The sequence below is a fragment of the Pseudomonas sp. GL-RE-29 genome, assembly GCF_019947275.1.
GTDB lineage: Bacteria > Pseudomonadota > Gammaproteobacteria > Pseudomonadales > Pseudomonadaceae > Aquipseudomonas > Aquipseudomonas fluorescens_A.
Genome location: NZ_JAGYGD010000069.1, coordinates 1 through 6427 on the forward strand (window position 1 = coordinate 1; position 6427 = coordinate 6427).

Here is a 6427-nt window from a genome sequence, read left to right on the forward strand (position 1 = left end):
ATCGCAGCCTTCGGCAGCGCCTACAGGATTGGCGTAGGCTGCGTTGTTTCAAAGCGGTAGAGCGTGCACCGATAGCCGCCGATCGACTGGCTATGCAGGCTAAAGTCGCCATTCGTCAGAGCAGGCATGACGGCGATCCAGAACAGCCGCGCTGGCTCGTTCGCCTCGATGTGGAGAATCTGCCATTGACCGGGGAACCGGCTCAAGAGGGTGGAAACGACAAACTTCGCGACACCCCGGCCACGGAAGCGTCGGCTGACGAACAGGTAGCCGATGTTGTATTCAGCGCCGCGCAGATGGGTTTCGTCATCCACGGTCACGAAACCGGCCAGTTCGCCGTCGACCTTGATCAGAAACGGCCGGGTTGAGGGTTTTTGCCAATAGGCGGGCAGGGGCAGGAGGTTGAAAAAACCGTGTTCACCGAGTTCCAGCGGCAACCATTCGCTGAAGTCGTAGGTGTAGAACTGCATCAGGTTTTCGATGGTTTCCAGTTCGTCGTGCTGGGCTGCGTACAGTTCTATCGTGGGCATAACTGACGACTCCAGATATCAGTCAGTCAAGGATAGTTCGTACGACGATGGACTTGTGGGGATTGATTTGTGGCGAGGGAGCTTGCTCCCGCCGGGGTGCGTAGCGCCCCCAAAAAAGAGGGCCTGCTGCGCAGTCCAGCGGGAGCAAGCTCCCTCGCCACAGGGTTCAGGCCTTGACCGTGCGTTTGTTGCCGCTCGATGGTTTGCGCTTGGCCGGCTTGCGCTTGTTTTTCCAAGGTGCTGCGCCACGCCCGGCAGGACTTGCCGGGCCGCTGATGGTCAGGCTCAGGCCGGCACAACGGGCGACTTGTTTGCTCATCCATGCCGCTTGTTTGGTGACGAATTCTTCGAGACTCATTTTCCCGCTCTGCACCATGTCCAGGGCCTGCTCCCAGATGGCCGTGGTGCCCGGATCGGCAATCGCACGCGGCACAGCATCGATCAGGCTGAACGCCGCGGGAGTTGCGGCCAGAGCCTTTCCGTTCTTGATCAGATAACCGCGATCGAGCAGGCCCTGGATGATGGAAGCGCGGGTCGCTTCGGTGCCGATACCGGTGGTGTCCTTGAGCTTTTTCTTGAGCAGTGGATCTTCCACCAGTTTGGCGACGTTCTTCATCGCCTTGATCAGGTCACCTTCGGTGAACGGTTTGGGCGGTTGCGTCCAAAGGTCCTTGAGTTGCACGTTGGCCACCGCGCACTCAATCCCTTCTCGAAGGTTCGGCAGGGTTTGCGGCGCCGGTGCTTCGCGACCCTTCGCCGGAGCCAGCGCTTCGGGCAGGGCGCGCTTCCAGCCAGGTTCGACGATCTGTTTGCCGACCGCGCGCAGCGCTTCACCGGCGCAGTCGAAGTCAGCCTGGGTACGATCGTATTCATGATTGGGCAGGAATTGCGCGAGATACCGTGCCCGGATCAGCGTATAGACCGCGCGGTGCTTGCCGGTCAGGCGTTCGAGGTTCTTCGCCGCCGCGGTAGTGATGATGCCGTGGTGCGCGCTGACCTTGGCATCGTTCCAGGCCCTGGAACGCCGTTGGGGTTCAAGATGATCGTGCAAGGCGTTCAGTGCCGGATCGGCCTGACGCAACGCCGCCAGAATGCCCGGCGCTTCGCTGTGCTGGCTGACGGGCAGAAAGCCGCAATCGCTGCGCGGGTAGGTGATGACTTTGTGGGTTTCGTAGAGCGCCTGGGCGATGTCGAGGGTTTCCTGGGCGCCGAGGCCGAGCTTCTTCGAGCAGACTTCTTGCAAAGTACCAAGATCAAAGGGCAGCGGTGCTACTTCGCGCATGCGCTCGGTGCGCAGCTTGATCACCCTGGCACTCTCCGCACCCATCATCGCCGCAGCGGCTTGTTGCGCCAACGCTTGATTCAGGCAGCGATCCTGATCGTCGCAAACCTCGGAAGCCGCCCGCCATTGGGCGGTGAACGCGGTTCCGTCGTGCAGTAGTTGTACATCGATGGCCCAGTAAGCGACCGGTACGAAATCGGCAATGCTGCGGTCGCGGTCCACCACCAGACGCAGGGTCGGCGTTTGCACCCGGCCCACCGGCAATACGCCCTGATAGCCCGATTGGCGTCCCAGCAAAGTGAACAGCCTGCTCATGTTCATGCCGATCAGCCAGTCGGCACGGGAGCGGCCCAGCGCCGAGTGATAGAGGCTGAAGGTCTCGGTCCCCGGTTTAAGCGCGGCGAGTGCCTTGCGGATTGAGGCATCGTCCAGTGCAGACAGCCAAAGTCGCCGGATCGGCCCGCGATAGCGGCAATGCTCCACCAGTTCCCGGGCGATCATTTCGCCCTCACGGTCGGCGTCCGTGGCGATGATCAGTTCGGACGCTTCACCGAGCAGGCGCTTGACCGCTTTGTACTGGCTGGCCGTGCGCGGTTTGACGGACATTTTCCATTTGTCCGGAATGATCGGCAGGTCCGCCAGCACCCAACGCTTGTAACGCGAGTCGTAGGCGTCCGGTGGTGCGGTTTCCAGCAGATGGCCGATGCACCAGGTCACCGTGACGTCCGTTCCCAGCCAGCAGCCATCGCCACGGCGTTTCGCGCCGAGCACGGCTGCAATGTCTTTGGCCTGGGAAGGTTTTTCACAGAGGTACAGCCGCATAACCACCATCGTCGATCAGTGTCCGGGGAGGTGCACAGAATGGCGGTTGATGCGCGCGGGGGCAATCTTTATCTGTATGGATGTACAGCTTTGTGTTTCTGGCGTCCGTTCGGCTGCGCAGCGGTCATGAATGCCAAACATGGGTTATACCTGTTTGATCGAAAACGCGATTTTCGGGGCCGCTGCGCAGCCCAGCGGGAGCAAGCTCCCTCGCCACAGGAAAGCGGAGCTCCTACAGGTTTAACTCGCCATGAGGAACGTCTTCCATGAAAAGCACCGGTCCTATTCCTGCCATCACCATTGCCGAGCAGCCTGGCTGCCTGCTGGTTAAATTCCATGGCATCCAGGTAGCGGCGACCTCACGGGCGCTGGTACTGTTGGAAGCCAATTACCCGCCGGTCTATTACGTGCCGCGGGAGGACATCGACGAAAAATACTTTGCTCGCACCGATCACACCAGTTATTGCCCCTACAAGGGAGATGCGAGTTACTTCAGCCTGCAAATCCCCGGGCACGAAGGCGCGAACGCGGTATGGAGTTATGAAGATCCGAAAATTTCAGTAGATCAGATACGCGGTTACATGGCGTTCTATCCTGATCAGGTCAAGTTTGAGTTACTCGACGCTGAAGTCTGAAATGCACACCTGAAACAGCCCCATTCACTCGTGTGCGTGGGGTTTTTTCATGGGATCAGAGCGCAGGCACCAGTGTCGATTCATCGATCTGGTCAATGGACGTTACCCCGGTCAAGGTCATGGCAACGCGCATTTCCTTGGCGAATATATCCAGCATGTTTTCCACCCCGCGTTGGCCATCGGCGGCCAAGGCATAGGCCATTGAACGCCCCAGCAATACGCCTTTCGCCCCCAGTGCCAGCATCCGTACAACGTCCAGCCCCGAGCGGATGCCCGAATCGACCAGCACCGTCAGGTCATCACCGATGGCTTGCTTGATCGGAGGCAACGCCTTGGTAGTGGAGAGCACGCCGTCCAGCTGCCGGCCGCCGTGGTTCGACACGACAATGCCATCGGCGCCGAAAGTCACTGCGTCCTTGGCATCCTGGGGATCGAGAATGCCTTTGATGATCATCGGGCCTTGCCAGAAGTCACGTATCCATTCCAGATCGCTCCAGCTGATCGACGGATCGAAGTTGTTGGCCAGCCAGCCCATGTAGTCTTCGAGCGTGACGGCTTTGCCGAGGTACTTCGAGATGTTCCCCAGATCATGCGGCCGCCCCATGACGCCAACGTTGAAGGCCCAGTCGGGTTTGGTCATGGCCTGCAGCATTCGTCGCGATGACGCGAAAGGACCGGACATCCCCGAATGTGCGTCGCGGTAGCGGGCACCGGGCGTGGGCATGTCCACGGTAAACACCAGATTCTTCACCCCGGCGGCCTTCGCACGCTCCAGGGCATTTTTCATGAAGCCGCGGTCTTTCAACACATACAGCTGGAACCAGATGGGTTGCTGGCTCTGGGCGACGACTTCTTCGATCGAACACACCGATACCGTTGAAAGACACAGGGGAATGCCTTTGTTTTGCGCTGCTCTTACAGCCTGCACTTCACCCCGGCGAGCGAACATGCCCGTCAAACCGACCGGCGCGAGAATGATCGGCATTGCAAGGGGTTGATTGAAAAGGCTGGTTTCGAGGCTCAGGGTCTCGACGTTTTTCAGAATTCGCTGACGCAGGCTGATGCCCGTCAGGTCGGCGCTGTTGGCGCGCAGTGTGTGCTCTGCATAAGCGCCGCCATCGATGTAATCGAACAGAAAGCGCGGGAGTTTGCGACGGGCCGCCTCGCGATAGTCGGATGCTGAAGAAATGATCATGCGCTTGCCTTGATCTGAGAGGTGACGATTCGTGGGATCAGGTTAGCCTAATAAACGACGGTAAACCCGTAGGAGCTGTCGAGTGCAACGAGGCTGCGATCTTTTGAAAAGCAAGATCAAAAGATCGCAGCCTTCGGCAGCTCCTACACGGTTTGGTACGTGTCAGTTTTTGTCGAGGTCGACGTTGCGGGTTTCACGCAGGCAGATCATCCCCACCACCAGGCTCACCCCGGTGATTAGCACCGGATACCAGAGCCCGTAGAAAATGTCGCCGGTGTACACCACCAGCGCAAACGACACCGTCGGCAGGAAGCCGCCGAACCAGCCGTTACCGATGTGGTAGGGCAGGGACATCGAGGTGTAGCGGATGCGGGTCGGGAACAGTTCGACCATCAGCGCCGCTAGCGGACCGTAGCACATGGCGGAGATGATGATCAGCGCGACAATCAGCGCCACGATCATTGGTTTGTTGATCTGCTGCATGTCGGCCTGTTGCGGGTAGCCGGCGAGGGTCACTGCGCCACGCAGGGCGGCTTCGTCGAAACCGTCGATCTTCACGTCGCCGACGCTCACTTGCACGCCGCTGCCGGCCGGCGCTGCGGCACTGGCGTACGGCAGGCCCTGTTTGACCAGGAAGGTTTTGACCTTGTCGCATGGGCTATCAAATTTCGCCTTGCCCACGGGATCGAACTGGAAGGTGCAGGTGGCCGGGTCGGCCAGCACGGTGATCGGTGCCTGGCGGCTGGCCTGGTCGATGGCCGGGTTGGCGTAGTGGGCCAGGGTCTTGAAGATCGGGAAATACAGCGCGGTGGCCAATAGCAGGCCGAGCATCAGAATCGGTTTACGCCCGACCTTGTCCGACAGCCAGCCGAAGAAAATGAAGAACGGCGCGCCAATGGTCACGCTGACAATCAGCAAACCGTTGGCCACGGCCGGGTCCATTTTCAGGAACTGGGTGAGGAAGAACAGGACGTAGAACTGCGCCGCATAGAAGGTCACGGCTTGCCCGGCGTTGATGCTGAACAGGGCGATCAGCACGACTTTGAGGTTTTCCCATTTGCCGAAGGAATCGCGGATCGGCGACTTGCAGAGCTTGCCTTCCTCTTTCATTTTCACGAACGCAGGCGACTCGTGCAGGCTCAGGCGAATCCACGTCGAGATGCCCAGCAGAATGATCGAGAAAAGGAACGGAATGCGCCAGCCCCAGACTTCGAACTGGTCGCCGGTGAAGTAGCGGCAACCGAGCACCACCAGCAGCGACAGCAACAGGCCGAGGGTGGCAGTGGACTGAATCCAGCTGGTGTGGAAACCGCGTTTGCCGATAGGCGCGTGTTCCGCCACATAAGTCGCGGCGCCGCCATATTCGCCGCCCAGGGCCAGGCCCTGAAGCATGCGCAGCACCACGAGAATGATCGGTGCGGCGATGCCGATGCTGGCGTAGGTCGGTAACAAGCCGACGCAGAAGGTCGCCAGGCCCATCAGGATAATGGTGGCGAGGAAGGTGTATTTACGCCCGATCATGTCCCCCAACCGACCGAACACCAAGGCGCCGAACGGCCTGACAATGAACCCGGCGGCAAAAGCCATCAGGGCGAAGATAAACGCGGTGGTGTCGTTGACCCCGGCAAAAAACTGCTTGCTGATCACCGCCGCGAGGGCGCCGTAGAGGAAAAAGTCATACCACTCGAAGACCGTCCCGAGGGACGAGGCGAAGATGACTTTCTGGGTTTCCTGGCTGGTGCCCGCGCTGCGCACGGCTTCCAGGGGCTGAACATGTTCTGACATATCGGTATCCCTCACAGTGATTGTTTTTGTTGTTCCACTGTCGGCGCCGGCCTTGTGGGCTGGCGTCGCGTTTATCCATAAATCGGGTGTACGTCGGTCTTCAAACGTGATGTTCCGTGTGTCCTCGCACCCTGTAGGAGCCGGCTTGCTGGTGATGGCGATCTCAGGGACGCTATCG

The 6427-nt window shown here is 59.7% G+C and carries 5 protein-coding genes; 1 reads left to right on the forward strand and 4 read right to left on the reverse strand.

Annotated features, from left to right (window positions below; genetic code table 11):
* Nucleotides 1-20: 20 nt before the first annotated feature.
* Both KGB21_RS29115 and KGB21_RS29120 read right to left on the reverse strand, forming a co-directional pair.
* Nucleotides 21-530: a GNAT family N-acetyltransferase gene (locus tag KGB21_RS29115; protein ID WP_223507517.1), complete on the reverse strand. Its 510-nt coding sequence runs from the start codon at nt 528-530 to the stop codon at nt 21-23.
* 166 nt (nt 531-696) lie between these two features.
* Nucleotides 697-2634: a DNA topoisomerase III gene (locus tag KGB21_RS29120; protein WP_223507518.1), complete on the reverse strand. Its 1938-nt coding sequence runs from the start codon at nt 2632-2634 to the stop codon at nt 697-699.
* A gap of 266 nt (nt 2635-2900) precedes the next feature.
* On the opposite strand from KGB21_RS29120, the gene KGB21_RS29125 reads away from it, so the two are divergent.
* The gene (locus tag KGB21_RS29125) at nt 2901-3269 is read left to right on the forward strand and encodes a DUF427 domain-containing protein (RefSeq protein ID WP_223507519.1); all 369 of its coding nucleotides are present in this window, start codon (nt 2901-2903) and stop codon (nt 3267-3269) included.
* A 55-nt stretch (nt 3270-3324) separates the two neighbouring features.
* On the opposite strand, the gene lldD is transcribed toward KGB21_RS29125, so the two are convergent.
* Nucleotides 3325-4464 (reverse strand): FMN-dependent L-lactate dehydrogenase LldD, encoded by a 1140-nt coding sequence (lldD, locus tag KGB21_RS29130; RefSeq protein WP_223507520.1) that lies wholly within the window; start codon nt 4462-4464, stop codon nt 3325-3327.
* Between the two features lie 162 nt (nt 4465-4626).
* On the reverse strand, nt 4627-6249 hold the full coding sequence (locus tag KGB21_RS29135) for an MFS transporter (protein ID WP_223507521.1): 1623 nt from the start codon (nt 6247-6249) through the stop codon (nt 4627-4629).
* Nucleotides 6250-6427 lie beyond the last annotated feature (178 nt).